Origin of the sequence: Desulfovibrio sp. MES5 (assembly GCF_002237645.1) — a bacterium.
Lineage (GTDB): Bacteria > Desulfobacterota > Desulfovibrionia > Desulfovibrionales > Desulfovibrionaceae > Desulfovibrio.
The window spans coordinates 1-23,692 of sequence record NZ_MJUZ01000031.1 but is presented as its reverse complement, the minus strand read 5'-3'; the positions used below and the strand labels follow the sequence as shown (position 1 = coordinate 23,692).

The window sequence follows — 23,692 nt, the reverse complement described above, 5'->3', positions numbered from 1 at the left end:
TCCAGTGCGTGGTCGGGGAGCGACCCTTTTGCAAAAGGGTCTCCTCCCCCACACCCCCTCCCCCTAAAACTCTTATTATAGTTCGGTAGAGTTGAAAAAGGTTTTTGGCCTGAAGCGGGCGTCTTGGAAGCATTGAGAATGGATATTCTCAATGCGAAAATGCTCTAAAAGAAACATAGACAAAAAGGCTCCCCGGCAATGCCGGGGAGCCTTTTGTTCTATGAAGCGACGTGTGCCCTTGTTGTTTCAATGGCAAATCATGCGTAACCCGTATGAACCGTGTCTACATCATGCAGGAATAGCGATAAAAGTTTCGACAGTGCCGTCACGAGATGAATTTTCAGTTATATCAAGGAGAGCGAGCCTTCTATGCAGGGAGTGTACTCTGATGGCACTCGACCGGAATAAAAGGCGAAGCTCGACGCGGAAATAACTGGAAAGGCGCTCGTGAGGACACTGTCTAGGGGGAGAGGGTGTGGGGAAGAAGACCCTTTTGCAAAAGGGTCCTTCCCCCACAAAATAGCCCAACTCCCAACATAAAAAAGCGCTAAAATCCTTGTTCCAGCGGCGGCCACACCAGCCACGGCCCGTCGGGCGTCACGGTGCTGGCCGTGCCGGGGGCCACATGCACTTCACGGCCCCACACGCTGATGCGGTTCTGGGCGAACCATTGGATGGCCTGTGGGTAGATGCGGTGTTCCATGGCGTGGATGCGCTGCATGAGGTCGTCCACCTCTTCGCCGGGGTTCACAGGCACGGCGGCCTGAATGATGACCGGGCCGCTGTCCATCTTTTCTTCCACAAAATGCACGGTGCAGCCGGATATCTTGACGCCGTATTCACAGGCGTCCGCGCCGCCGTGTACGCCGGGAAAGCTGGGCAGCAGGGCGGGGTGGATATTGATGACGCGGCCTGAAAAAGCCTCCAGAAAGGCCGTGCTCAATATGCGCATGTACCCGGCCAGCACAATAAGCTGCGCGCCGTGATCCTGAAGGGTCTGCACCACGGCGAGATCAAAACTCTCGCGGTCGGCAAATTCCTTGTGGTCCAGCACTACGCATGTGACGCCAGCCTTGCGCGCCCGCTCTATGACGCCCGCGCCGGGGCGGTTACAGACGATGCAGCAGATGTTCACGTCAAGAACGCCCGCGGCTGCTTTGTCGATCATGGCCTGGGCGTTGGAGCCGCTGCCTGAGGCAAGTATGGCGATATTCAGTGGCATGGGTTTTCCGTTTTATTAAGAAAGCACTGATTAAAGAGCCTCTTGGAAACGCGCAGTTGCTTCGTTTGGCGGCGTTTTCTTAGAGCTTTTTTATGCGGGTCCGCTGGCTTTGTGAACCCTGACTTAACTCGCTTGGGTTCGGGAGGCTCCCCACAGCATGCTGAAACAAGGTAAAAGTTTTAGGGGGTGGGGGTGTGGGGGAGGGACCCTTTTTTAGAGCATTTAACCTTTTTTAAAGGTTAAATGCTCTAACGCTGCACGAGAGTGCAGCGCGCCACAACGTGGCGTGGATTCTGCCGAAAATCGCATTTCCGGCAGAATGACACCTTTGAAATGTAAAACATTTCAAAGGTAATCTGGTCCAAAGAGGGTCCCTCCCCCACAAAGTACTTTCCCCTACATCAAAGCCAGTCCGGACGCGGCTCAGGCCTTGGCGAAATGTGCCTTCAGCGCCGCAACCAGAGCGGGAATGGTGTATTCCGCAGGCTGGATGTGGCAGGGCAGGCCGTTGGCCGTCAGCGTGTCAGCCGTAATGGGGCCGATGGCGGCAAGCTGCACTTCGGGGTGGGCCTTAAGCACGTCCGCCGGGATAAGGGAGAGAAAATTCTCCACCGTGGACGAAGAGCCAAAGGTCACGCAGTCCAGCGTACCGGCCGTGATGCGTTCCAGCACCTCGTCCTTCCGGTGGGCGGCAGGCACGGTCTGGTAGGCGGAGATAACGTCCACCACGGCTCCGGCTTTGCGCAGTTCGTCGGGCAGCACTTCGCGGGCCTTGGCGGCGCGGGGCAAAAGAAAGCGCTTGCCGCGCACGTTGCCGTTTTCGCGGGCCACAAGGCCGTCAAGCACGCCTTCGGCCACATAGCGCTCGGGGATGAAGTCGGGCGCAATGCCGCGCTGGGTCAGGGCATCGGCGGTGGCGGGGCCAATGGCTGCCACCTTGCAGGTGGCCAGGGCCCGGCTGTCCTTGCCCGCCGCGGCCAGACGCTGCCAGAAGTGGCGCACGCCGTTGACCGAGGTGAAGATGACCCACTGGTAGTCGGCCAGTTTTGCGAGGGCTGCGTCCAGTTCCGCGTAGTCGGCCATGGGGCTGATTTCAATGGTGGGGCACTGGATGACCTCGGCCCCCAGTTCCGTCAGGCTGGCCGCAAGGCCGCTGGCCTGCTCGCGGGCGCGGGTGACCACGACGCTGCGGCCCATGAGGGGCTTTTGCTCAAACCAGTTGAGGGTCTTGTGCAGGCTCGCCACCTTGCCCACCAGAATCACCGAAGGATTGGTGAATTTGGCTTCAATGGCGGCGGCGGGCAGTTCGGCCAGAGTGGATACGAGGCTGCGCTGGCGGGGCGTTGTGCCGCGATAGATGAGGGCGGCCGGAGTGTCCGGCGCCATGCCCGCGTCTAGAAGATTGCGGGCGATGTCGGGCAGGTTTTTCATGCCCATGACAAAAACCAGAGTGGAGGCGCTGGCCGCCAGGGCGGGCCAATTGTGGACGGAGCCAGGCTTGTCCGGGTTTTCGTGGCCGGTTATGATGGTCACGGAAGACGCAAAATCGCGGTGGGTCAGCGGAATGCCCGCATATGCCGGAGCCGCGATGGTGCTGCTGATGCCGGGCACTTCTTCAAAGGGCACTCCGGCGGCCACAAGCTCTTCGGCCTCTTCGCCGCCGCGCCCGAATATGTAAGGGTCGCCGCCTTTCAGGCGGGCCACGATCTTGCCTTCCTTGGCCTTGCGCACCAGCAGGGCGTTTATTTCGTCCTGAGGCAGGGCGTGGTTGCCCGCCACCTTGCCCACATAGATTTTTTCCGCATGGGGGCTGGCGTGGTTGAGCAGGCTGTCATTGGCCAGAGCGTCGTATACCACAACATCAGCGGCAGCCAGAGCGTCACGCCCCTTGAGGGTAAGCAGGCCGGGGTCGCCGGGGCCTGCACCGATCAGATACACCTTCATCATTACTGAACGCCTCCTCTGGCCAGTTCAAGCAGCGTGCGCGCGCCAAAGGCCGAAGGCCCGGCGGGGCACAGGGGCGTGGGCTTGGCGGCCCAGTCAACCCCGGCAATGTCCAGATGCGCCCAGCGTACCCCTTCATTAATGAAGTGCTGCAAAAAGAGCGCGGCGTTGATGGCTCCGCCTTCGCGCGGGCCCATGTGGCAGATGTCGGCCACGTCGCTTTTCAGTTGTTCCGCGTAGGGCTTCCACAGGGGCAGGGGCCAGAATTCTTCGCCGCATGCGCCCCCGGCGGCGCGGATGCGCTCACTGAGGTCTTCATCATCGCTGAAGAGCCCGGCCACCTGTGTGCCCAGGGCCACAGCGCAAGCGCCGGTAAGGGTGGCTATGTCCACCATGGCGGCAGGGGTCCAGGTTTTCTGGGCGTAGGCCAGGGCGTCGCACAGGGCAAGGCGGCCTTCGGCGTCGGTATTCTGGATTTCAACGGTATCGCCGTTGGCGGCCCGCACAACATCGCCGGGGCGCATGGCGCGGCCTCCGGGCATGTTTTCGGCGCAGGCCAGAAGGCCGATGACCCGGCGGGGGGCATCTTCCTGCGCCAGCGCGGCCACGGCGGCCAGCACGGTGGCGGCTCCCGTCATGTCGGCCTTCATCTGGTGCATGTTGGCTGCGGGCTTGAGGCTGATGCCGCCCGTGTCAAAAGTGATGCCCTTGCCCACGAGGATAAGGGGCTTGTCCTGCTCGTGGCCCTTGGGGGCGTATTCAATGATGACGAGGCGGGGCGGACGGCCCGAACCCTGGCCCACGGCCATCAGGCAGCCCATGCCTTCTTTTTCAAGGGCATGCTCGTCAAGCACGGTGCAGGTAAAGCCCTTCTGGCGGGCCAGTTCCTGGGCGCGCTCGGCCAGTTTTTCAGGATAGAGCAGGTTGGGCGGGGTGCTGGACAGATCGCGGGCCATGCCCACGGCCCAGGCCGCGTTTTCACCACGGCGGGCGGCGGCGTGGGAGGCGTCGGGCACTTCTTCGCCATCAAAGCCGAGGGCCAGCCACTGCGGATCAGCGGGCTCGTCCTTGTCGGCCTTTTTCAGCGCCGAAAAACGGTACAGGGCCAGCTCGGCAGCGCACACGCATTCTTCCACCAGGCGTTCGCGGCCGCCGGGCAGGCGGGCGAGGGCCGGTTCGGGCAGCAGTATGGAGGTATAGCCCTTCTGGCGGCACAGCTGCACGGCAGCGGCAATGGCCTTGCGTATGCCTGCGGTGTCCACCTTTTCTCTGGGGCCAAGGCCCACGGCCAGCACGCGCGGCACGGAAAGTTCAGGGTGCCCGTGCATGAGGGCAAGCTCGCCGGTCTTGCCCTTGAAGTCGCGCAGGGCGGGCGCGATGGTCAGCCAGGGCGCGGCCTTGTCAATCTGGGGGCAGACTTCCGTCAGGACTTCATCCTGGCAGACAGGGGCCAGCATGACCTCGCCCTTCCAGTGTTCCGGGCCAAGATTCTGAAAACGTATATCCATGGGCTGCGTTCTCCTCATATGTGCCGCACGCATGCGGTGGTAGGCAGGCTTCTGGCGCTGAGCGCGGCGGCCTGTCCGGGTTGGGAATATACGCTGCCCCGGCCCTTTTGCCAAGGGCGCAGGACAACAGGCTTTGCCGCGCCGCTGTGGTTGCGGCAGCGCCGTTTGCCGGTACAAAAGTCATGCGCCGGGGACGCGGCGCGCAGGGGGTGACGCGAAGGCTGGCAAGGCCGCAAAGACACTCGCGGGGCCGCAACGCGCCGGGGCGGTGCCGCCATGCCAAACTTACGGCGCGGGGGCGCTTTTTACCGGGTTTTCCGTCAGGTCCCGTAATTTTTCATCGTAACCGTCGCCCCAGGCGCGCAGGGCGCGCATGATGGGAATGAGCGATACGCCGATTGTTGTCAGCGAGTATTCCACACGCGGCGGCACAGTTCCATAGGCTTCTCTGTGAATGATGCCGTCCCGCTCAAGTTCACGGAGCTGCTTGACCAGCATGCGTTCGCTGACCTCGGGCAGGCAGCGGCGCAGCTCGCCAAAGCGCAGGACAGGACGTTCCGCCAGAAAATATATGATAAGGAGCTTCCATTTGCCGCCAATAAGGTCAAGAGTGAGTTCAAAGCCGCAACGGTACGGCTTGTTCCCCAGTGTTTTGGTTTCGCAGGCGTCAGGCATGGGCAACTCCGGCTTGGAAAAAGCATTCATACTATATTTTTTGTTAGTACATGATTTTTTTGTCAGTACTTACAAAATTGCATGAAAAGGATAGTATCCGGGCACGATCCGATTCGCAAGGAGTAATACTATGAAAGCACTGGCACTTAATGGAAGTCCGAGAAAAAATGGAAATACGGCGGCTTTGCTGGAAAAAGTTCTTTCGCCGCTGATAGATTCAGGTTGGGAAACCGAACTTGTGCAGATTGGCGGCAAAAAGATCCAAGGCTGCCGGGGCTGCCTGAAATGCGCGGAAATGAAGAATAAACGATGTGTGTTTGACAACGACATCCTCAACGGCGTTCTGGAAAAAATGCTCGCGGCGGACGCCATTATTCTGGGCACGCCCTGCTATTTCGCGGACATGAGCGCGGAGATGAAGGCGCTGGTCGATCGCGCAGGATATGTGGCCTTTGTCAACGACGGCCTGTTTCAGGGCAAGATAGGGGCCGCCGTGGTGGCCGTAGGCCGTGGCGGAGCAACGCACGCCTTTGACAGCATCAACCACCTGTTCCTCATGTCGCGCATGCTCGTGCCGGGGTCGAGTTTCTGGAATATGGGCTATGGCAGCAATGAAAAAGACGTTCTTGGCGACAGCCTCGCCATGGAAAATATGCGCCACCTTGGGCGCACCATAGCCTGGCTTGGCGAGGCGACAGCGCCGCACATGGCGAGTTTTCCGGCATAGCGCCCTCGTGATGTGAACGTAGCCCGCGCCGGTCAGGCCGGGCTGCCCGAAGACCAGTCTTGTCAGCGCTCCTGCGGCAAGGCTGGTCTTGCCATGCGCGGGCGGTGCGGGCATGGTGGGGCATAATCTTTGCAGTTATTGCGCAGGTGAGTGCCGCCGCATTGACCGCGCCATTTTTTTGTCACTGGAAGAACCATGCTCGTATATATCCACGTTCCTTTTTGCAGCACGCGCTGCCGCTACTGCGCCTTTTTTTCCAACCCCCTTGGACGCGGGGTGGATCCTGTGTCGTCCCCTGTGGTGCGCGACTATGTGGACACCCTGTTTATGGAGATGGCCCACTGGGGCGATCGCCTGGGCGGCAGCACCGTGCAGTCGGTATTTTTCGGGGGCGGCACGCCAAGCCTGCTGCCGCCGCGCGTTATCGGGCATATTATGGAACGCCTTGGCCGTTATTTCAAACTGGCGCACAAGGCCGAAGTGACGCTTGAGGCCAACCCCGAATCATTGCGGGGCGGGCACCGTGTGACCCAGTATCTTGAGGCGGGCATCAACCGTCTTTCCATCGGCATTCAGAGTCTTGACGACAGCATGCTGCGCATGCTGGGGCGTCCGCACAAGGCCCAGGACAGTCTGCACGCGGCCTTTCTGGCGCGGGAGGCTGGCTGCGCCAACATCAACGTGGATCTCATGTGGGGCCTGCCGGGGCAGAGCGTGCGGCAGTGGCTGCAAACCCTCAAGGATGTCATGCGCATGAGCCCGGACCACATATCGGCCTATGGCCTGACCGTAGAGCCGGGCACGCCTCTGGAACTGGATGTGGATGAAGGCCGGCTGATATTGCCACCGGAGCGCGACCAGAACATCATGTTTATGGAAGGGGCGGCCCTGCTGGAACAGCACGGCTACCTGCACTACGAGATTTCAAATTTCGCCCGAATGGGCTTTCAGTGCCGTCACAATATGGGCTATTGGGAAGGCGAGGACTATCTGGGCCTCGGGCCTTCCGCCACATCGACCATAGCCGGGCAGCGCTGGACCAACCCCGCAAGCCAGAGAGCCTGGGACATGCGCGCCCGCGACGGAAGCCTCGGGCAGGAAGTGGAGGTGCTTGATCCGCAAACGCGCGTGCTTGAACTGCTCATGCTGCGGCTGCGCACGTCACGCGGGCTGCAGGTCAAGGCCTACCGGGAGATGACCGGGCGGGACTTTGTGCGCGACCACCAGCGCCTTGTACAGGCCCTGCATGAAAACGGACTCATACGCATACGTAACGGCTATTTGCGGCTGACGCGCAGCGGCATGCTGGTGTCCAACTCCATTTTGAGCAATCTGTTCGCGCGCACGCGTGAAGTTCTCAAGCAGGGGTTGGCCCCCGGAGCACGACCCGACGTGAAGCCCGCCGTCGGCACTGGCGCGGGCAGTCTTGGCGAGGCCGTACTGGCGGAAAGGGCCGTCGGCCAGGTGGCCGGGCAGTTGGGCGACCTTACGGCAGGCATGGCAGTGGCGTCAGGGGCGGAAGGCGCGGCTGACGCGGTCACGCAGGATGTTGTGATTCCCGCCGGGCCGCTGGGCCACAAAAGAAACGCGGCCCGCAACAGGCCGGAGATACGCGTGGTGCAGTGGCCCAAGGCCTGATGCTCAATTTCTGATGGTCAAGGGCTGAGGCGTGATGGCCAAGTCTGAGGGTGATGCCCAAACCCGAGGCGGGTGCCCTGGCGTCCAAAGGATGCGGCAAGAGACCGTATGGCGGCTGCCGCATGGCGACGGGCATATGCTGTGCAATGCATGACGACGCAGGCAAGAGGGGGGCGAGGCTTGAGACTAGAGGACCGCGTCGCGCCCACGGAAGCCTTGTGCGCGTGACAGAACCTTTGGGCAGCAGCTGCCTTGAGCTTCTTTCTGGAAAGCGATGCTTTTGCGAATCCCTTCTGGTCAGGAAGTCCTCAGTAATATTCTGAAATATAAGTAAATATTTTGAGGAGAGGCGTGGGGGCGGAAACCCCTGTTGCCAAGGTTCCTTATTGCAAAGCGTTGCAGCGTGAAAAAGCTTTAGCGGAATGTGCTTCGGGCCAGAAGCTGTTCAAGCACGCCCGCGTCGGCAGGCAAAAAGCCCAGAGTTGGGGCCTCGTCCGGGCTGACCCAGCGCAGATTCTGCCCTTCTACGGGGCAGGGTTCGCCCGCAAAGTCGGTAACGTGGAAAAAATACAGGCGCACGATGAGCTTGCGCTCCGTATAATGGTGCTCAACACACTGCCAGTAGCTGGCCTCGCGTACGCCGATGCCCAGTTCTTCAGCCAGTTCGCGTTTAAGCGCTTCTTCCGGGCTTTCGTTGCCTTCAAGCTTGCCGCCGGGAAATTCCCAGTAGCCTTCCATTATCTTGTTGGTGGGCCGTTGGGCGGCAAGAAAAAGCCCGCCGCGCCATATTATGCCCGCCGCTACATCAATAGTTTGCGTGTAATCCATCCCCGGTCTTTTCCTTTGAATCCCTTGAGAAATCGCGCCGCAGGTCTGCCATGCTGTGGCATGCCCACGGGTATTGCGGCGTCCTGGCCCGCCCGTCAGAGCCATTTCACGTTGAAACTGCTCTGGCGATACGTGCGCAACGCCGCCGTGAAGGCGTTGTGAGCTTTTGATAGTAAGCACTGAAGCGGGCGTGTCAAAAAACCTTGAGAATGCGCATTCTCAACGCTGGTCTGCTCCAGGCCTTTTTCAGAGCGTGCGATTTGAAACCTGCCGCCATGCCTGCTGGTTATGCAGCAGGGGCAGGTTCGATCCGTTGGTTTTCCGAAAACGCACACGCTGGTGTACGAAGCAGTCTTGTCATGGCCCGCAGCAAAAATGCCGCTCCCCCGGCCATGGCTAGTCTTCCGTATTCCACCGGCCGCGCACGGCGTCCATGCGCTCCTCAAGAGCTGTCATTTCTTCAAAAAGGTCTTCGCCGCGCTTTTTGCAAGCCTCAAACGTTTTCAGCAGTTCCGAGGAGCGCGCGTGGTCGGCATAAACTTCAGGATCAGCCAGTTGCGCCTCAACCGTTCCCTGCTCGTCCAGCACCTTGGCCAGTTCTTTTTCCATAGCGTCGTACTTGCTTTGCAGGGGCTTGAGTTCCTTGTGCAGGGCATTGCGCCTTTCGGCCTGTTCGCGCTTGAGGCGCTTTTGCTCTTCACGCGAAAGGCCCTGGCCAGCGTCGCCCGCTGATCCGGCTTCCTGCGCCTGCGCGCCCTGGCCGCCGCCTGCGCCCGCCGCAGCGTTGCGCGCGCGGCGTTCCGCATCATAGGCGACAAAGTCGGGAAACACTGTAATGCCCTTTTTGTCTAGCTCCCAGGCCTCCGCGCCCACCTGCGAAAGCAGCCAGCGGTCGTGGGCGACCATGAGCAGGGTTCCCGTGAACTTTTGCAGGGCCGACACCAACGCCTCACGGCTTTCAAGGTCCAGATGGTTGGTGGGTTCGTCCAGCAGCAGGAAGTTGCAGCGCTTCAGAAACAGGCTCGCCAGCACAAGGCGGCTTTTTTCGCCGCCGGAGAGCGCGCCCACCTGCCTGTCAAAATAATCCTGCCCCAGAAGAAAGAGGCCGAGCACGCTCATGAGCTCTTCTTCCGTGGTGCGCGGGTCGGACAGGCGGCGTATTTCGCTGAGCACGGTGGTGTCGTCGCGCAGGGTCTCCATCTGGTGCTGAGTATAGTAGCCCATGCGCAGTTGCGTGGCCGTGGCCAGATTGCCGCCGCAGCGTTCCAGCGTGCCAGCCAGCAGCTTGAGCAGCGTGGACTTGCCGCAGCCGTTGTGCCCCACCAGGGCCACACGCTGCCCACGGTACAGGGTAAAGGTCAGGGGCGGCCACATGACTTTGCCGTCGCCGAAATGAAAATCCAGATCAGCGGCCGCCAGAACGATTTTTTCAGAGTGCGGCGCTTCAGGCCAGGAGAAGTTCAGCTCTTTGCGCTTGGGTTCCGGCCTGTAGTCTTCAAGCTCTTTTTCAAGCTTTTTCGCCATTTTCTGACGTGAGCCAGCCTGACGGGCCTTGGTGGCCTTGGCGCGAAAGCGCTCCACAAAGGCCATTTTTTTATCAAGGTCTTCCCTGAGGGCGCGGGCCTCGCGCTCGCGCTGGGCGTTGTACTCGTCCTGAAGGGTCAGAAACTGGGTGTAGGTGGCTTTGCGGAACACGGGCCGGGAGAGGCCCAGATAGAGCACGTGCGTGCCCACGGTGTCCATAAAACGGCGGTCGTGGGCCACGAAGACCAGCGCGCCCTTGAAGTCCAGCAAAAAGGACTCCAGCCACTCGACGGCTTCCATGTCCAGGTGGTTGGTGGGTTCGTCCAGCAAAAGCACGTCCGCCCCTGCGGTGAGCACGCGGGCAAGCTTGGCGCGTTCGCGCCAGCCGCCGGAAAGTTCGCGCAGGGTGCGTCCCCACTTGTGCTCCGCAAATCCCAGACCCGAAAGCACGGCCTTGGCCCTGTGCTCGGGATTGTACCCGTAGAGCGATTCAAGCTCGCTCTGGCGGTGCATAAGTTCGGTAAGGCGGGATTCGTCCTTGTCTGCGGCGGCTTCTTCCCATTGCGTCCAGAAGTCGCTCCAGTCGTGCAGCACGTCCAGAACGTAGGTGAGCAGAGGCGTATTGAGAGCCTCTTCTGAAAGCTCCTGCTCCACATAGCCCATGCGGCAGCCGCGCGGCAAAATGACGCGCCCGCCGTCAGCGGACTCCACCCCGGCCAGCAGCCGCAAAAATGTGGATTTGCCCGTACCGTTGGGGCCACAGACGCACAGGCGCACGCCGGAATCCACCTCCAGCGAAAAATTGCTGAAGATGTCCCTTCCGCCAAATGATTTTGAAAGTTCCTGAATCGTTATTTTCACAACCAGCCCTCACGGCGGTAGCCTTCCACAGCTTCAGCCATGCCAGCCTCAAGGCTCATGCAGGGCGTGAAGCCAAGTTCGCGCCGAATACGGCTGCCATCGCTCAGCCAGCCAGCTTGCCGGGCTTCGCGGTATTTGTCCAGATTCCAGTTGGGGGCGCGACGCAGGCGGCCTCCGAAAGAGGCGGGCAGCCTGCCCAGCAGGGCGTCGGCAACAATGCCGAAGGCGGATGAAAGCCCTGCCGTAAGCGCCATAATGGGCAGGGGCATGTGGATGACATGCACCGCGCGCGGGGGGCGGTGCAGCGCCTTGTCTACGGCCTGCCCCATGACGCGGCAAAAATCGCTCATATTGTGCGCCTGCCCGTCATTAAGGTGGTAGACGCCCTGTGCGTCGGGCCTGCAGGCGCAGATGACGGCCTGGCCCATGTCGCGCGCGTGTATGGCGCTGACGGGAAATTCCCGTCCAAAGCCGGGGCTCACGGCCACGCCGCGCATAACCCCCTTGAAGACGGGCAGAAGGCCCTTGTCGCCCGATCCATAGATGATGGGCGGGCGCAAGGTGACCATGCGATCGCCAAGGGCGCGGCCCAGAATCTGTTCTGTGAGCGTTTTTGACCAGCCATAGGCCGATACGGGCGCGGGCACGGCATCGTCGTTAACGCCGGGGGCCGTGCCGCAGGGGCCAGTGGCCGCCTGGCTGGATACCAGCACCAGTCTTTGTATGCCCGGCTGGCCGCGTTTTGCGGCGCTGCCGTCAGCCTGACGGATGGCCTCGGCCAGACAGGCGGCGGCGCGGGCGTTGGCGCGCAGATAGTCCTGCCAGCCCAGCCCGAAAAGAAGGGCGGCCATATGGATGACCACATCCTGCCCCTCAAGGGCCTCGGTCAGGCCGCGCCCGGAGCCAAGATCGGCCTGGGCCACGGCCACGCCTTCAGGCAGGCCCGCCGTGTGCGAGCTTGCCCGCGTGAGACAGGTGACGCGCGCCCCTGCCCGCAACAGCTGCGGCAGCAGGTGGCGGCCCACAAAACCCGTGCCGCCCGTAAGCAGCACCCGCACGTTCTCAAGATGCCGGGTGGCGGCGGAATCCGCCCCGCATGAGCCTTCGCGGCACGCAGGGCCAGTCTGCTCCGTGCCTGCATCGCAGCCCGCCGTGATCATGCCTCAATCTCCCTGCGGTAGATGCGGTAGCGTTTGGTGAGGCGGCCCGAAAAATCTTCAAGAAGGTCGTTGATGGCCACGTTGTCCTCAAGCACCCACGAGCCTTCCACCCACTGAAAATCCGGCCGCAGCCGGGCTTTTTCCAGCATGAAGTCCAGCAGCAGCAGGGGCAGACCCATGAGCCTGAACTCCTCGCGGATGCCGAAAAGAATGGTGCGGTAGCCGCCGCGTATCTCGGCCCGCGCACGCCACCAGTGCCACAGGGCGGACAGGCCGAGCTTGCCGTTGAGCCGCCGGAGCAGGGGGGCCATGTCGGGCAGGGCCACCATGCCGGCGGCCGGTTCGCCGTTGTGGTAAAAGAGAACGAAAAATTCCGGATCCAGCACGCTTTTCAGTTCCTTGACGTGCTGCTCGGCCTCGCCGTCCGAAAGGGGGGAGAATCCCCAGTTGTCTGCCCACGAATCCTTGTACAGGGCCAGCATGTCGCGGATGTCTTGCGTCAGGGTGGCCTTGCTGGAAGTGCGGCAGGTGAAGTGGGCCTCGGACTTGAGGCGGGCCACTTCGTCATGGAGCCATTCCGGCGGATTGAAGCGGCTTCTTTCAAGAAGATAGGCGAAGAGATCCTGTTCTTTGCGCAAATGCCAGCTTTCCAGCAGTACGGGGTAGTACGGCGGGTTCCAGGGCATCATGATGGTGGGCGCAAGCTCAAAGCCGTCCACCAGCAGCCCGCAGGTGTAATTTGTGGATGGGTTCAGCGGCCCGCGCATAAAGGTCATGCCCTGCGCGGCCAGCCAGTCTCTGGCGGCTTCAAGCAGGGCATGGGCGGCTTCCTTATCGTCTTCGCACTCAAAAAAGCCAAAGCCTCCGCAGGTTTCGCCCGCGTAGGCATTGTATTTTTCATCAACAATGGCGGCAATGCGGCCCACAAGACGCCCCTCGCGCGCAGCGAGAAAAAGCTCACGACGGGCCGTTTCCCAAAAGGGATGCTGGCCGGGGGTGAGCAGTTCGCGCTCCTGGCTTTTGATGGGTGGCGTCCACAAAGGGCTTTGGGCGTAGATGCCCCAGGGCAGATCAAGAAACTGGGCAAACTCCGCTTCAGAGCGGACGGCGGTGATGGTAAGCGCCATATATCAGCCCAGTTGCAGGCTGCCGCGCAGCTCGTTCAGCGAAGAAACGCCCAGGCGTTCGCAGGCGGCGGGAAGCTCTTTGACCATGTCAAAGGCGCAGTCCGGCCGCATGAAGCTGGCGGTGCCCACCTGAACGGCGTGTGCGCCCACCAGGATGAATTCCAGCGCGTCTTCAACGCACGAGATGCCCCCCACGCCCACCACGGGAATCTTTACCGCGCGGGCGACCTGCCATACGCAGCGCAGGGCCACGGGCTTGATGGCAGGGCCGGAAAGGCCGCCGACCACGTTGGCCAGGGACGGACGGCGTCGTTGCAGGTCAACGGCCATGCCGAGAAGCGTATTGATGCAGGATATGCTGTCTGCACCGGCTTCTTCCGCAGCGCGGGCCATGACGGCGATGTCGGTGACATTGGGAGAAAGCTTGACCATGACGTGCTTGTCGGGCGCGGCGTTGCGCACGGCGGACGTCACCTGCGCCAGCATCCGGGGATCCTGGCCAAAGGCTATGCCGCCTTCGCGGACATTGGGGCAGGACACGTTGACCTCAAGCGCGGCCACGCCTTCCTCATCATTGAGGCGGGCGGCCAGCAGGCCGAAGTCTTCGACAGAGCTAGCATAAATATTGGCGATAACCGGCGTTTCCTGCCAGGGGAGCGCAGGGAGCTTTTGCGAGCAGAAGACATCGACTCCGTCATTCTGCAAACCCACGGCATTGAGCATGCCCGCCGTGGTTTCCACAATGCGGGGGGTGGGGTTGCCTTCACGGGCCTGGAGGGAAAGCCCCTTGACCACCATGCCGCCAAGGCTGGCAAGGTCGCCGTAGGTGGCGAACTCCAGCCCGTAGCCGAAGGTTCCCGAGGCCGTAAGTATGGGATTTTTGAGGGACAGATCGTGCGTCTGGCCGTTCAGTGTGACGGAAAGATCCATGCCGCGTTCTCCAGTAACCGCGCAGACCCGCCTTAGCGCAAAGCTTTGCGCGGGGGCGGTGAGGGGTTGTATGCCCGTCTCGGGTGAGCCTTCACGGGCGTTGTTTGCTTTCTGCCGCTGCCGCAACCAGTGGGCGGCGCTGCTCCGCCGGGCGGCAGGCCGTACAGTGCCGGTTTTGCCCCGGCTTTCAGGCGTGCGGTCGCGCTTGCCTTGCTGCCTCGTAAGGCTTTGCCTTGACGGCAACACGAAAAGCGCGCTTTAGGCGCAGCCTGTCTTGCGGGTCAAAGAGCAGGTTTTCAGTAACTGCCAAGGCCCATAAAGGGCGGAGCAGGCGCGTAGCGATGTTGGTTATCGGCTCTGCGCGAATTTTTGTAAAGCCCGCAGAGCAATTCCACGAAGCAAAACCGTGCTGTGAAGCCGTGCGGCAAAGCCCAAGCAGTAAACCCTTGCTGCGTGGCCGCGCAAGGCCTGCCGACCGTGCGGTTCTTATATGGTCGCGTGGCGCTATGACGCTATGATGGACAGGCCGCAACGCCAAGTCAGCATGGCAAACACGCCTCGCCGTCAGACGGGGCGTGCTGGCATAACGCTGTATTACAACTCAATCTGATCCGACCAGAACACAGGGCCGTGGTTGCACACCTGCACCTGACCGCCGCGTTTGTCGGGCACTGGCCAGTTTTCCGTGGTTTTGCTCACGCAGCCAAGGCAGGCGCCCACGCCGCAGGCCATGCGGTTTTCAAGCGAAAGCTGGCAGCGCACGCCAAGTTCGGCGGCAAATTTTTGCACAGTCTGCATAAAGGGCGTGGGCCCGCAGGCCAGCACCAGTCCCTTTTGCTCGGCATACTCGGCCATGCGTTCCTGAATGGAAAATATGAAGTTGTCCAGGTCGCCGGGCACGGTTTCACGCAGGCTGTCCAGCGGCACATGCTCATTGATGCTGTCCACGGGATAGCAGCTTATGGGCTCGCGGTGGCCGAAAAGCATACTGATGTTCCAGGGCTTGGGGTGTTCGCTCACATAGCCCACAAAGGGCACAATGCCCATGCCCCCCGCCAGAAGCAGGGTGGGCGTGTCAGGCTCAATGGCAAAACCGTTGCCAAGGGGGCCCCATACACGAACTTTCTCACCGGGGTGCAGTTCGGACATGCGCCGGGTGCCCTTGCCCACGACCTGAAAGAAACAGATCATGTGCCGGGCCGTCATATGGCATATGCCAAGGGGCCGCGCCCAGGGAATTTCAAGACCGAAAGACTGGGGGCGGATCATGACAAACTGGCCGGGCCGCCACTTGGTCCATTCAGGGCGGGTAAGGCGCAGTGCGAAGAAGCGGCTTTCGTTGCCGGTCTGCCCAAAGGGCACGAGATCCAGAACACTCAGCTCGCATGAAGTAGATTGCGACATGCGAAAAAGTATAGGCGTACTTGGTCAGGTGGTCAACCGGGGGAATCCGAATAAGTGGACAATTAAATACTCTTTTTTTGTGTGTATTTTATGGGCTCACAACTGCAGCGCAGCTTGCGGGGATGCGCTGTGGAGTCATTGGCGGGCTGCCGGACGGATAACATATACAGGGCGGCAACTATCAGTTGCCGCTATCATGGCTGCAATCAAACAAGACATATTGGCGATGAAGCATCCGGGGCAGGTAATGATCCGTTGCGCATCCTGTGCCACACCCTGCACGCGAGCGGCAGGACCGCGCCAGAGGCGATCGCCCGTGCACGGGGCTGCCAAAGCTCTGCATTGAAGGCCGCCCCCCCCGGCTGCCTGGTCTGCCGCTTATACTCCTTCCCGCTGCCGTGTTGGCGCAAGCTGCGTACAATGCACGGCATTTTGAACTTTTCAGCCCGCCGCACACGCGCTACACTAAAGGCAGGAGAACCGTCATGAACCATATTTATGCCAACCGTCGCGAAAAATTGCGTCAGGCCATGCGGGCTCGCGGTCTGGATGCGCTGCTTGTCAGCCAGGCCGCCAACCGCTTTTACCTTTCGGGTTTTGAACTGCACGATCCGCAGTACAACGAAAGCGCTGGTCGACTGGTCATCACCGCCGACGGGCGCGACTGGCTCGCCACGGACGCGCGCTATCTGGATGCCGCCGCCCGCCTGTGGGATGTGGAACGCATTTTTATTTACGGAGGCTATGCGGCACGGGATATTTACGGATTGCTGCGGCGCTGCGGCGGGCGCATCGGCGTGGAGGCGCAGGGCATGAGCCTGGCCTTTGCCCGTGACCTGCGCAAGGCCGGGCCGGGCCTCTACTGCGAGGCCGCAGACGGTCTTGTGGAACATTTGCGCCGCATCAAGGAGCCTTGCGAAGTGGCGGCTCTGGAAAAGTCTTTTAGCCTCAACCACAAGATGCTGCAATGGGTGGAAAGCCAGCTGGAGCCGGGCCGCACAGAAGCCCAGGTCAGCTGGCTTATTGAGCGTTTTTTCCGTGAAAACGGGGCTTCGGAGCTGGCTTTTGCCAACATTGTGGCTGTGGGAAAAAATGCGGCTCTGCCCCATGCCATACCCGGCGAGGATGTCATCACGGACAACTGCCCTGTGCTCATTGACGTGGGCTGCCGCGTGGACAGTTATTGTTCCGACCAGACCCGCACCTTCTGGGTGGGCGAACATCCCACGGACGAGTTCCGCCGCACCTATGATCTTGTGCGTCAGGCGCAGACGGCGGCCATTGAAACCATGCGGCCCGGCCAGCCCATGCGTGACGCCTATGGGCATGCCCGCGCGGTGTTTGAAAAGGCCGGAACGGCAGAAGCGTTCACCCACGGCCTGGGGCACGGCGTGGGACTTGAAACCCACGAGGCCCCCAGCCTTTCGCCGCGTTCGGAAGGCGTGCTTGAGCCGGGCATGGTGGTCACCGTGGAGCCGGGCCTCTACTACAACCAATGGGGCGGGGTGCGCTGGGAGTACACCGTGCTTGTGGAAGAAGACGGCGTGCGGATTTTATAGGCCCGTGCTTTACGGGGCTGCGCTGCTCTGGGATGCTGCCGGGGTGTTGTGGCTGCTGCGCTGTGTTGAGATGCAGCGATTGAGGCGCAGCCTCGCGCAGGCCGGGAGTTACGCCCGTGTTGCGAGGCCCCCAGGTGCCGTGTCTGGTCGCGCCATGGGGGTGATGGGTATGCCCGACCATGTGCGGGCATATACGTCAGGCCCGCGCGCATCTCCGAGTTGGCTGCGCTCAGGCCGTTCATTGGCCGCAGTCGCAGGAGTCATAAAAATACGAAAAGCCGGGGGCAATCCCGGCTTTTCGTATTTTGGTGTGGGGTATGATGCGTAACCGTATGGCGCAACCTTGAGCGGGGGATGCCTGGAAGAGGCTGTTTACAACATCCCCGCTTCAAAACAGAAAACCCTTTCAACCCCACCAGGCCATAACAAGAGTTTTAGGGGGTGGGGGCGTGGGGGAGGGACCCTCTTGCAAAAGGATCCCTCCCCCACAAGGCATTCCAAAGTAAAACTACTCTATGGAAGCACTGATTAAAGAGCCTCCTGGAAACGCGCAGTTATTTCGTTTGGCAAGGCGCGATCTTTTTTGAAGCAGGAGTGGACTCTTCCGTCCTCGACTGTTTCAAAAAAAGTGAAGCAACGACGCCAAACGGAATAAATCAGCGTTTCCCTATATTTTGCGAACCTCGGTGTACCACGCGGCAGCTTCTTCAAGCAGCTTGTTGGTACGGGCGGCGAGGGCCTGCGGGTCCTTGAGGTAGCCGTCCAGCAGCAGGCTGGCGTCAAAGAGTCCCTGCGTCATTTCGGCCAGAGTCCTGTCGTCCCTGTCGTCCTTGAACATGCGCAGCATGCTGCGCAGCAGGGGATGGTCGCGGTTGACTTCCAGCACCTTGACCGGCAGGGAATCGTCCTTTTGCATGACCTTGAGCAGCTTTTCCATAGACGAGGACATGCCGCCGTCAGGCGAAACAAGCACGGCCGGGCTGTCGGCCAGACGGTGCGAAATCCGCACGTCCGTAACCTTGTCGCCAAGAACGTCCTTCATTCTGGTCAGCAGAGCCTCAAAGCTGGTGGAGTCCTCGTCCGAAAGGGGAACGGCGGCTTCGCGGGCGGGCTCCGCCTTGTCGGCAAAGTCTTTGAGGGCGTCGTCGGAGGCGGCCTCCACGGACTTGAATTCCCATTCCTTGTAGCGGCCAAGACCGTCCATAACGAATTCGTCAATGGGCTCAAAGAGGTAAAGAACCTCAATGCCCTTCTGGCGGAAGCGCTCCATGTGCGGGTTCAGGCGGGCGGCCTCGCGGTTGGGCGCGGCCACAAACCAGAACGTCTTTTGGCCTTCGGGGGCGCGTTCCATATAGCCGTCAAGGCTGGTCAGAGCCTCGGCGTCGGCCAGGGTGGAGGAGTTGAAGCGCAGCAAGGCGGTGACGCGCTCACGGTTGGCAAAATCATGATAGCCCAGCTTGAAGACCTTGCCGTGCAGCTGCCAGAAGGCATTGTATTTTTCGGCATCGTCACGGGCAAGTTTTTCAAGGTGGTTGAGGGTCTGCTTGACGATAACCTGGCTGATTTTGCGCAGAACCACGTTTTCCTGAAGGGTTTCGCGCGAAATGTTCAGGGGCAGGTCTTCGGTATCCACCACGCCTTTGAGGAAGGCCAGATACTCGGGGATCAGTTCCTTGTTGCGGTGCTGGATAAGCACGCGGCGGGCGTAGAGATCAAGCCCCCAGAAGTCCCTGTCGGAGCCGAAGAAATCCTGGGCGCTGTTGGGGATGAAGAGCAGGGCGTTGAACTGCACGGGGGCGTCCACCGAAAAGTGCAGTTCGTCCAGCGGGTCCGCGCTGTCGTAGGTAAGGGCCTTGTAAAAGGCCGCGTACTGCTCCTTGGTGATGGAAAACTTGGGTTCGCGCCACAGGGCAGGCTGGGTATTGGCCTGCTCGCCGTCCACAAAAACGGGAAAAGGCACAAAGGCAGAATGCTTGCGGATGGCCGACTCAACGCGGAATTTTTCAAGAAACTCCACGGCGTCGTCCTTGAGCCAGGCCTTGATGACCGTGCCGCGCACAGGTTCGGCCTCGTCGGATTTGGCCACGGTGTAGGTGCCAAGGCCGTCGCTGGTCCAGGTGTGGGCCGTGTCGTCACTGCCAAAAGCCGGGCGCGAAGTGACTGCAACCTTGTTTGCCACCATAAAGATGGAATAAAAGCCCACGCCAAAGCGGCCGATAATGTTGGCGGCATCCGCCACGGCTTCTTCGGCTTCATCGGTTTCGTCGCCGCGCCCGTTGCCGGATTTGGCCTTGGCGGCGTTTTCAGCCGCGATGTCAGCCAGAAACTGCTCGGAACCCGATTTGGCTATGGTGCCCAGGTTTTCGGCCAGTTCATCCGCCGTCATGCCAAGGCCGGTGTCGGCTATGGTGAGGGTTTTGGCGTCCTTGTCGAGGGTTATGCGTATTTCCAGCGGCAGGTCGGGCAGTTTGGGGCTTTCACCGCGATTGACGCGAAAGCGCAGCTTGTCCAGCGCGTCCGAGGCGTTGGAAATGAGTTCACGCAAGAAAATCTCACGATTGGTATACAGAGAGTTGGTCAGGATGTGTAAAACCTTACGCACCTCTGCACGGAATTGGCGGGGTTTTTTACCAGCCTCTGCCATGACAAACCTCCTGAAAAGTGATATCCTTACAGGTAATGCAGCTTTTATTATTTTCAAGAGCCGAAGCGGCATTGTTGTGAAAAAAAATGGGCCACAGCCTGCGGCAAGGGCATTTTCGTCATGATGACAGGTTATTTAAACCAGCGCCATGCAAGGAAATAAGAGGATATCGATATTCATAATCACTTGCCTTCAATGACTGAAAAGAGTAAGCACAAAGAGGATATATAAGGAGGGCCTAATGGACGTTGTAATGCTTTCGCGTCTGCAATTTGCTGTGGCCGTGTTTTTTCACTTTATTTTCGTGCCTCTCACGCTGGGCCTCTCGGTAATCATTGCCCTGATGGAGACCCGCTATGTGCGTACCGGGGACGAGTTCTGGAAAAAACAGGCCAAATTCTGGGGCAAGCTGTTTGTCATAAACTTTACCCTGGGCGTGGTGACCGGTATCACGCTGGAATTCCAGTTCGGCACCAACTGGTCACGATATTCGGAATACGTGGGCGACATTTTTGGTTCGCTCCTTGCTATTGAGGCCACGGTGGCCTTTTTTCTTGAATCCACGTTTCTTGCGGTGTGGCACTTCGGCTGGAACCGCGTAGGCAAGAGGCTGCATCTGACCAGCATCTGGCTGGTTGCCATCGCGGGCAACATCTCCGCCCTGTGGATCATCCTTGCCAACGGATTCATGCAGAATCCCGTGGGCTACTACATCAATGAAGCGACAAACCGCGCGGAACTGGCGAGCTTTTATGATGTCGTCACCAACCCCTATGCCTGGGGCATGTATTTTCATACGATACTTGCTTCGTGGGTGCTTGGCGGCTTCTTTGTGCTTGGCGTTTCTTCCTGGCATTTGCTGCGCGGCAGCCATGCCGACTTTTTCCGCCGCGCCTTCAAGATGGTGGCGCCTTTTACCCTGATTTTCGCGCTGCTGCTGGCTCTTTCTGGCGACCAGCAGGGCAAGACCGTGGCCAAGTATCAGCCCGCCAAGCTGGCGGCTATGGAAGCGCACTGGGAAACACATACCAACGTGCCCTTCTACCTGCTGGTATGGCCTGACCCCGAAAATGAAACCAATACCGTGCAGGCCATCGGCATTCCTGGTCTTCTGAGCTGGATCGCCTTTGACGATGTTAATGCCGAAGTCAAGGGCCTCAAGGCTTTTGCCAAGGAAGACAGGCCGCCTGTGCTGCCGACCTTCCTTTCCTTCCGCACAATGGTTGCTCTTGGCGGCATATTCCTGGCGCTCTCCATCTGGGCCTTTTTGCAACGCAAAAAGGAGGTGCCCAACAGTCTGCTGCTCAAGCTGCTTGTGCTCAATATTCCGCTGCCCTACATCGGCCTGATGGTGGGCTGGGCCGTGACGGAGATTGGCCGTCAGCCCTGGATAGTCTATAATCTCATGCGTACAACGGATGCCGTTTCGCCAGTCCCGGCCGATAACGTGCTCATCTCTCTGATCGCCTTTATCGGCGTGTACACACTGCTCGGCATTCTGGACATCTATCTGTTGCGCAAATTTGCCATCAAGGGCCCGGACGCCCAGGAGGTGTAGCCATGCTGGAAACCATCTGGTTTGTGCTGTGGGCATTGTTGTGGGCCGTGTACTTCATACTGGACGGCTTTGATCTTGGCATGGGCACGCTGCTGCCTTTTCTGGGCAAAAACGAGTCTGAGCGCCGCATCATGTACAATGCCGCCGGGCCGTTCTGGGACGGCAACGAGGTGTGGCTTATCGCCGCCGGCGGCGTGACCTTCGCGGCTTTTCCCAAGGCCTATGCGGTCATGTTCAGTGCGCTGTACGCGCCTTTGTTGATGCTGCTCTTCGCCCTGATCTTCCGGGCGGTATCCTTTGAGTTCCGCAGCAAGGTCGAGCACGATGCCTGGCGTGCCCTGTGGGACTGCGTGCATTTTGTGTCCAACCTGGTGCCCTGCATTCTGCTGGGCGTGGCCTTTGCCAACCTTTTTATGGGGATTCCCGTGGACGCCCAGGGCGTCTACCACGGCAACCTGCTTGCCCTGCTTAATGTTTACGGGCTGGCGGGCGGCGTGTTCTTTCTCTGCATGTTCGTGCTGCACGGCTCGCTGTGGCTGGCCATCAAGAGTCGCGGCGATCTGCAAATCCGCGCGGTAGCCACGGCCAGCTTTATGTGGCCCATCATGCTGGTGCTGCTGGTGGCCTTTCTTATTCTCTCGGCTTTTTACACCAAGCTGTTTGATAACTACCTGGCCATGCCCATTCTGCTGGTGCTGCCCTTGCTGGCCCTGGCAGGGCTCGTGGGCGCGCGCATCATGCTGAATGCTGGCAAGCTCTGGTGCGCCTGGGGCTTCAGCGCGCTGTTCATCCTGGGCGTCACCTTCTTCGGCGTTGTGGGCATGTTCCCCGGCATGATCATTTCTTCCATTGATCCTGCCGCCACCGTGACGGCCTTTAACGGCGCTTCAAGCCAGCTGACGCTCAAGATCATGCTTGCTGTGGCTCTGGTCATGGTGCCCATCGTGCTTCTGTACCAGTTCTGGATGTACCGGCTGTTCTCCGCTCCGGTGCTGCCCAAGGACCTGGACGACGACCACGCCTATTAAGGCGCTGTGCAGGAAACCGCTCAGGCGGCATCCAATGATCAAAACAAGGCCGCGCCCCAAAGGGCGCGGCCTTGTGCATTATAAAGAAAAAGAGGAAGGTTGAAGCGTAGGGCCAGAGTGGGTGATGTTTAAAGAAAGGCCCGTTGGAATGCTTTGTGGGGGAGGGACGTGGTTGGGCGCCGATGGCGACTTGAAGTGTTTTGTGGGGGAGGGACCCTTTTAAAAAAGGGTCGCCTCCCCCACACCCCCTCCCCCTAAAACTCTTATTGTGGTCTTGATGGTTCAATCCTACAGGTTGTTTGCCGCTCCTTGCTCACGGCCGCGCCAGACTTAACTCTCCATAAGGGATTGTACGCGGATGCAAAAGTCATAAGTAAGGAGCGGTGTCGCCGGAGGAAATATGAAGAAAGCAATAATGGCCTTGTGGCGTGGGATGCGCGTATGGCGGCGCGGGTATGAAACCGGCCCCGTGGCGGCGGAAAAGGCAAAAAAAGCGCAATTCTGGCCGGTATTGGCGTTGTGCCTTGCCCTTGCGCTCAGCCTTGGCGCTTGCGCGCCACGCGAACATCGGCCCCTGACATTTGAAGAACAGCAGGATCTTGAAGCCTACAGGCAGTGCAAACGCGAGGCCACGTCAATGAACCCCGAATGGCGTGGAGACTCAAGCTACTTTCCGTGGCGGGCCTATTTTGACATGTGCATGCGGCGCATGGGCGTGAGCGACGAGCGGATGCGGCATATGCACATCTGGATATAGCGCGTTTTTGGCCTGAAATGCTCGGAGCCTGCGCGTGCTGGCTCCCGTGTGCAAGGTTCCCCCGCAGGCAGGCTCTCGCCGTGCAGGCGCAGGCGTGGTCGCAGTTGTTGCGTGCGGAGCCAATATAGTCCCGGCGTAAATCCCTGCAGCCCCTCAGGCAGGCCGCCCCAAACGCGCATCTTGTTGATCATGCGTCAGGGCCGATAGTAAGGGGCGTTTGACCCGCGCAAATCGGCTTTGAGGGTACACCTTATCAAGGTTGCAGCCATGCGCGCTTCGGGGTAGCGCCCGGAACCAGCGGCGTGCAGGCCTTCGCGGCGAGTGCTGGCTCAACATCACAGCCGATTAATTGGTCGGGCTCAATACCCCCACATATTAACAAAAAACCGGGGAAGAATCGCATAACGGTTCTTCCCCGGTTTTGGCGTTTGGCTTTAGCGCTTCCAACAGAGAACTTTGTGATGGCGTGATGCCTCGAAGGGGTTTCGCAATCCCCCGTTTCTGATCAGAGAAAACTTTGCAATATGGTTAACCATAGTAAAAGTTTTAGGGGGTGGGGGCGTGGGGGAGGGACCCTTTTTCAAAAGGGTCCCTCCCC

General features: G+C 60.1%; 17 protein-coding genes. 6 read left to right on the top strand and 11 right to left on the bottom strand.

Annotation, left to right across the window (positions count from 1 at the left end):
- Nucleotides 1-547: 547 nt before the first annotated feature.
- The 4 genes from purN to BCS36_RS09040 form a co-directional block, all read right to left on the bottom strand.
- Complete coding sequence (gene purN / locus BCS36_RS09055) at nucleotides 548-1,222, bottom strand: phosphoribosylglycinamide formyltransferase (RefSeq protein ID WP_291302574.1); 675 nt, start codon at nucleotides 1,220-1,222, stop codon at nucleotides 548-550.
- A gap of 423 nt (nucleotides 1,223-1,645) precedes the next feature.
- Nucleotides 1,646-3,166 (bottom strand): uroporphyrinogen-III C-methyltransferase, encoded by a 1,521-nt coding sequence (cobA, locus tag BCS36_RS09050; RefSeq protein ID WP_291302575.1) that lies wholly within the window; start codon nucleotides 3,164-3,166, stop codon nucleotides 1,646-1,648.
- 2 nt (nucleotides 3,167-3,168) lie between these two features.
- A complete protein-coding gene (locus BCS36_RS09045; protein WP_291302573.1) occupies nucleotides 3,169-4,674 on the bottom strand; it encodes a leucyl aminopeptidase in 1,506 nt (501 codons plus the stop codon).
- A gap of 285 nt (nucleotides 4,675-4,959) precedes the next feature.
- The gene (locus tag BCS36_RS09040; RefSeq protein ID WP_291302572.1) at nucleotides 4,960-5,379 is read right to left on the bottom strand and encodes a helix-turn-helix domain-containing protein; all 420 of its coding nucleotides are present in this window, start codon (nucleotides 5,377-5,379) and stop codon (nucleotides 4,960-4,962) included.
- 100 nt (nucleotides 5,380-5,479) lie between these two features.
- Between BCS36_RS09040 and BCS36_RS09035 the strand changes: the two genes are divergently transcribed.
- Nucleotides 5,480-6,076, top strand: a complete 597-nt coding sequence (locus tag BCS36_RS09035; protein WP_291302571.1) for a flavodoxin family protein — start codon at nucleotides 5,480-5,482, stop codon at nucleotides 6,074-6,076.
- 195 nt (nucleotides 6,077-6,271) lie between these two features.
- Nucleotides 6,272-7,714, top strand: coding sequence for a radical SAM family heme chaperone HemW (hemW, locus tag BCS36_RS09030; RefSeq protein ID WP_367209351.1), 1,443 nt, complete (start codon nucleotides 6,272-6,274; stop codon nucleotides 7,712-7,714).
- A 414-nt stretch (nucleotides 7,715-8,128) separates the two neighbouring features.
- Here hemW and BCS36_RS09025 read toward each other — a convergent pair whose 3' ends face one another.
- From BCS36_RS09025 to BCS36_RS09000, 6 genes are all read right to left on the bottom strand, one after another.
- Entirely contained in the window at nucleotides 8,129-8,542 is a 414-nt protein-coding gene (locus BCS36_RS09025) for a (deoxy)nucleoside triphosphate pyrophosphohydrolase (RefSeq protein WP_291302570.1), read from the bottom strand.
- A gap of 396 nt (nucleotides 8,543-8,938) precedes the next feature.
- Entirely contained in the window at nucleotides 8,939-10,927 is a 1,989-nt protein-coding gene (locus tag BCS36_RS09020; protein WP_291302569.1) for an ABC-F family ATP-binding cassette domain-containing protein, read from the bottom strand.
- Nucleotides 10,924-12,087 (bottom strand): NAD(P)-dependent oxidoreductase, encoded by a 1,164-nt coding sequence (locus tag BCS36_RS09015; protein WP_291302568.1) that lies wholly within the window; start codon nucleotides 12,085-12,087, stop codon nucleotides 10,924-10,926. The genes BCS36_RS09020 and BCS36_RS09015 overlap by 4 nt, the downstream gene beginning before the upstream one ends.
- Complete coding sequence (locus BCS36_RS09010; RefSeq protein ID WP_291302567.1) at nucleotides 12,084-13,214, bottom strand: hypothetical protein; 1,131 nt, start codon at nucleotides 13,212-13,214, stop codon at nucleotides 12,084-12,086. The genes BCS36_RS09015 and BCS36_RS09010 overlap by 4 nt, the downstream gene beginning before the upstream one ends.
- Nucleotides 13,215-13,217: 3 nt before the next feature.
- On the bottom strand, nucleotides 13,218-14,144 hold the full coding sequence (locus BCS36_RS09005) for a dihydroorotate dehydrogenase (protein ID WP_291302566.1): 927 nt from the start codon (nucleotides 14,142-14,144) through the stop codon (nucleotides 13,218-13,220).
- Between the two features lie 594 nt (nucleotides 14,145-14,738).
- The gene (locus tag BCS36_RS09000; RefSeq protein WP_291302565.1) at nucleotides 14,739-15,548 is read right to left on the bottom strand and encodes a dihydroorotate dehydrogenase electron transfer subunit; all 810 of its coding nucleotides are present in this window, start codon (nucleotides 15,546-15,548) and stop codon (nucleotides 14,739-14,741) included.
- 485 nt (nucleotides 15,549-16,033) lie between these two features.
- Between BCS36_RS09000 and BCS36_RS08995 the strand changes: the two genes are divergently transcribed.
- Complete coding sequence (locus tag BCS36_RS08995) at nucleotides 16,034-17,107, top strand: Xaa-Pro peptidase family protein (protein WP_291302564.1); 1,074 nt, start codon at nucleotides 16,034-16,036, stop codon at nucleotides 17,105-17,107.
- Nucleotides 17,108-17,774: 667 nt separating this feature from the next.
- On the opposite strand, the gene htpG is transcribed toward BCS36_RS08995, so the two are convergent.
- On the bottom strand, nucleotides 17,775-19,751 hold the full coding sequence (htpG, locus tag BCS36_RS08990) for a molecular chaperone HtpG (RefSeq protein ID WP_291302563.1): 1,977 nt from the start codon (nucleotides 19,749-19,751) through the stop codon (nucleotides 17,775-17,777).
- Nucleotides 19,752-19,992: 241 nt separating this feature from the next.
- On the opposite strand from htpG, the gene BCS36_RS08985 reads away from it, so the two are divergent.
- From BCS36_RS08985 to BCS36_RS08975, 3 genes are all read left to right on the top strand, one after another.
- Nucleotides 19,993-21,309 carry a cytochrome ubiquinol oxidase subunit I gene (locus tag BCS36_RS08985; RefSeq protein WP_291302562.1) on the top strand — a complete coding sequence of 439 codons (1,317 nt, stop codon included), beginning with the start codon at nucleotides 19,993-19,995 and terminating at the stop codon, nucleotides 21,307-21,309.
- Between the two features lie 2 nt (nucleotides 21,310-21,311).
- Entirely contained in the window at nucleotides 21,312-22,337 is a 1,026-nt protein-coding gene (gene cydB / locus BCS36_RS08980) for a cytochrome d ubiquinol oxidase subunit II (RefSeq protein WP_291302561.1), read from the top strand.
- Between the two features lie 400 nt (nucleotides 22,338-22,737).
- Nucleotides 22,738-23,094: a hypothetical protein gene (locus BCS36_RS08975; protein WP_291302560.1), complete on the top strand. Its 357-nt coding sequence runs from the start codon at nucleotides 22,738-22,740 to the stop codon at nucleotides 23,092-23,094.
- The last annotated feature ends 598 nt before the right edge of the window (nucleotides 23,095-23,692 follow it).

Bases quoted from the DNA above. Each gene is read 5' to 3' on its own strand.
- purN (WP_291302574.1), bottom strand. From the start codon at position 1,222: ATGCCACTGAATATCGCCATACTTGCCTCAGGCAGCGGCTCCAACGCC.
- cobA (WP_291302575.1), bottom strand. From the start codon at position 3,166: ATGAAGGTGTATCTGATCGGTGCAGGCCCCGGCGACCCCGGCCTGCTT.
- BCS36_RS09045 (WP_291302573.1), bottom strand. From the start codon at position 4,674: ATGGATATACGTTTTCAGAATCTTGGCCCGGAACACTGGAAGGGCGAG.
- BCS36_RS09040 (WP_291302572.1), bottom strand. From the start codon at position 5,379: ATGAATGCTTTTTCCAAGCCGGAGTTGCCCATGCCTGACGCCTGCGAA.
- BCS36_RS09035 (WP_291302571.1), top strand. From the start codon at position 5,480: ATGAAAGCACTGGCACTTAATGGAAGTCCGAGAAAAAATGGAAATACG.
- hemW (WP_367209351.1), top strand. From the start codon at position 6,272: ATGCTCGTATATATCCACGTTCCTTTTTGCAGCACGCGCTGCCGCTAC.
- BCS36_RS09025 (WP_291302570.1), bottom strand. From the start codon at position 8,542: ATGGATTACACGCAAACTATTGATGTAGCGGCGGGCATAATATGGCGC.
- BCS36_RS09015 (WP_291302568.1), bottom strand. From the start codon at position 12,087: ATGATCACGGCGGGCTGCGATGCAGGCACGGAGCAGACTGGCCCTGCG.
- BCS36_RS09010 (WP_291302567.1), bottom strand. From the start codon at position 13,214: ATGGCGCTTACCATCACCGCCGTCCGCTCTGAAGCGGAGTTTGCCCAG.
- BCS36_RS09005 (WP_291302566.1), bottom strand. From the start codon at position 14,144: ATGGATCTTTCCGTCACACTGAACGGCCAGACGCACGATCTGTCCCTC.
- BCS36_RS09000 (WP_291302565.1), bottom strand. From the start codon at position 15,548: ATGTCGCAATCTACTTCATGCGAGCTGAGTGTTCTGGATCTCGTGCCC.
- BCS36_RS08995 (WP_291302564.1), top strand. From the start codon at position 16,034: ATGAACCATATTTATGCCAACCGTCGCGAAAAATTGCGTCAGGCCATG.
- htpG (WP_291302563.1), bottom strand. From the start codon at position 19,751: ATGGCAGAGGCTGGTAAAAAACCCCGCCAATTCCGTGCAGAGGTGCGT.
- BCS36_RS08985 (WP_291302562.1), top strand. From the start codon at position 19,993: ATGGACGTTGTAATGCTTTCGCGTCTGCAATTTGCTGTGGCCGTGTTT.
- cydB (WP_291302561.1), top strand. From the start codon at position 21,312: ATGCTGGAAACCATCTGGTTTGTGCTGTGGGCATTGTTGTGGGCCGTG.
- BCS36_RS08975 (WP_291302560.1), top strand. From the start codon at position 22,738: ATGAAGAAAGCAATAATGGCCTTGTGGCGTGGGATGCGCGTATGGCGG.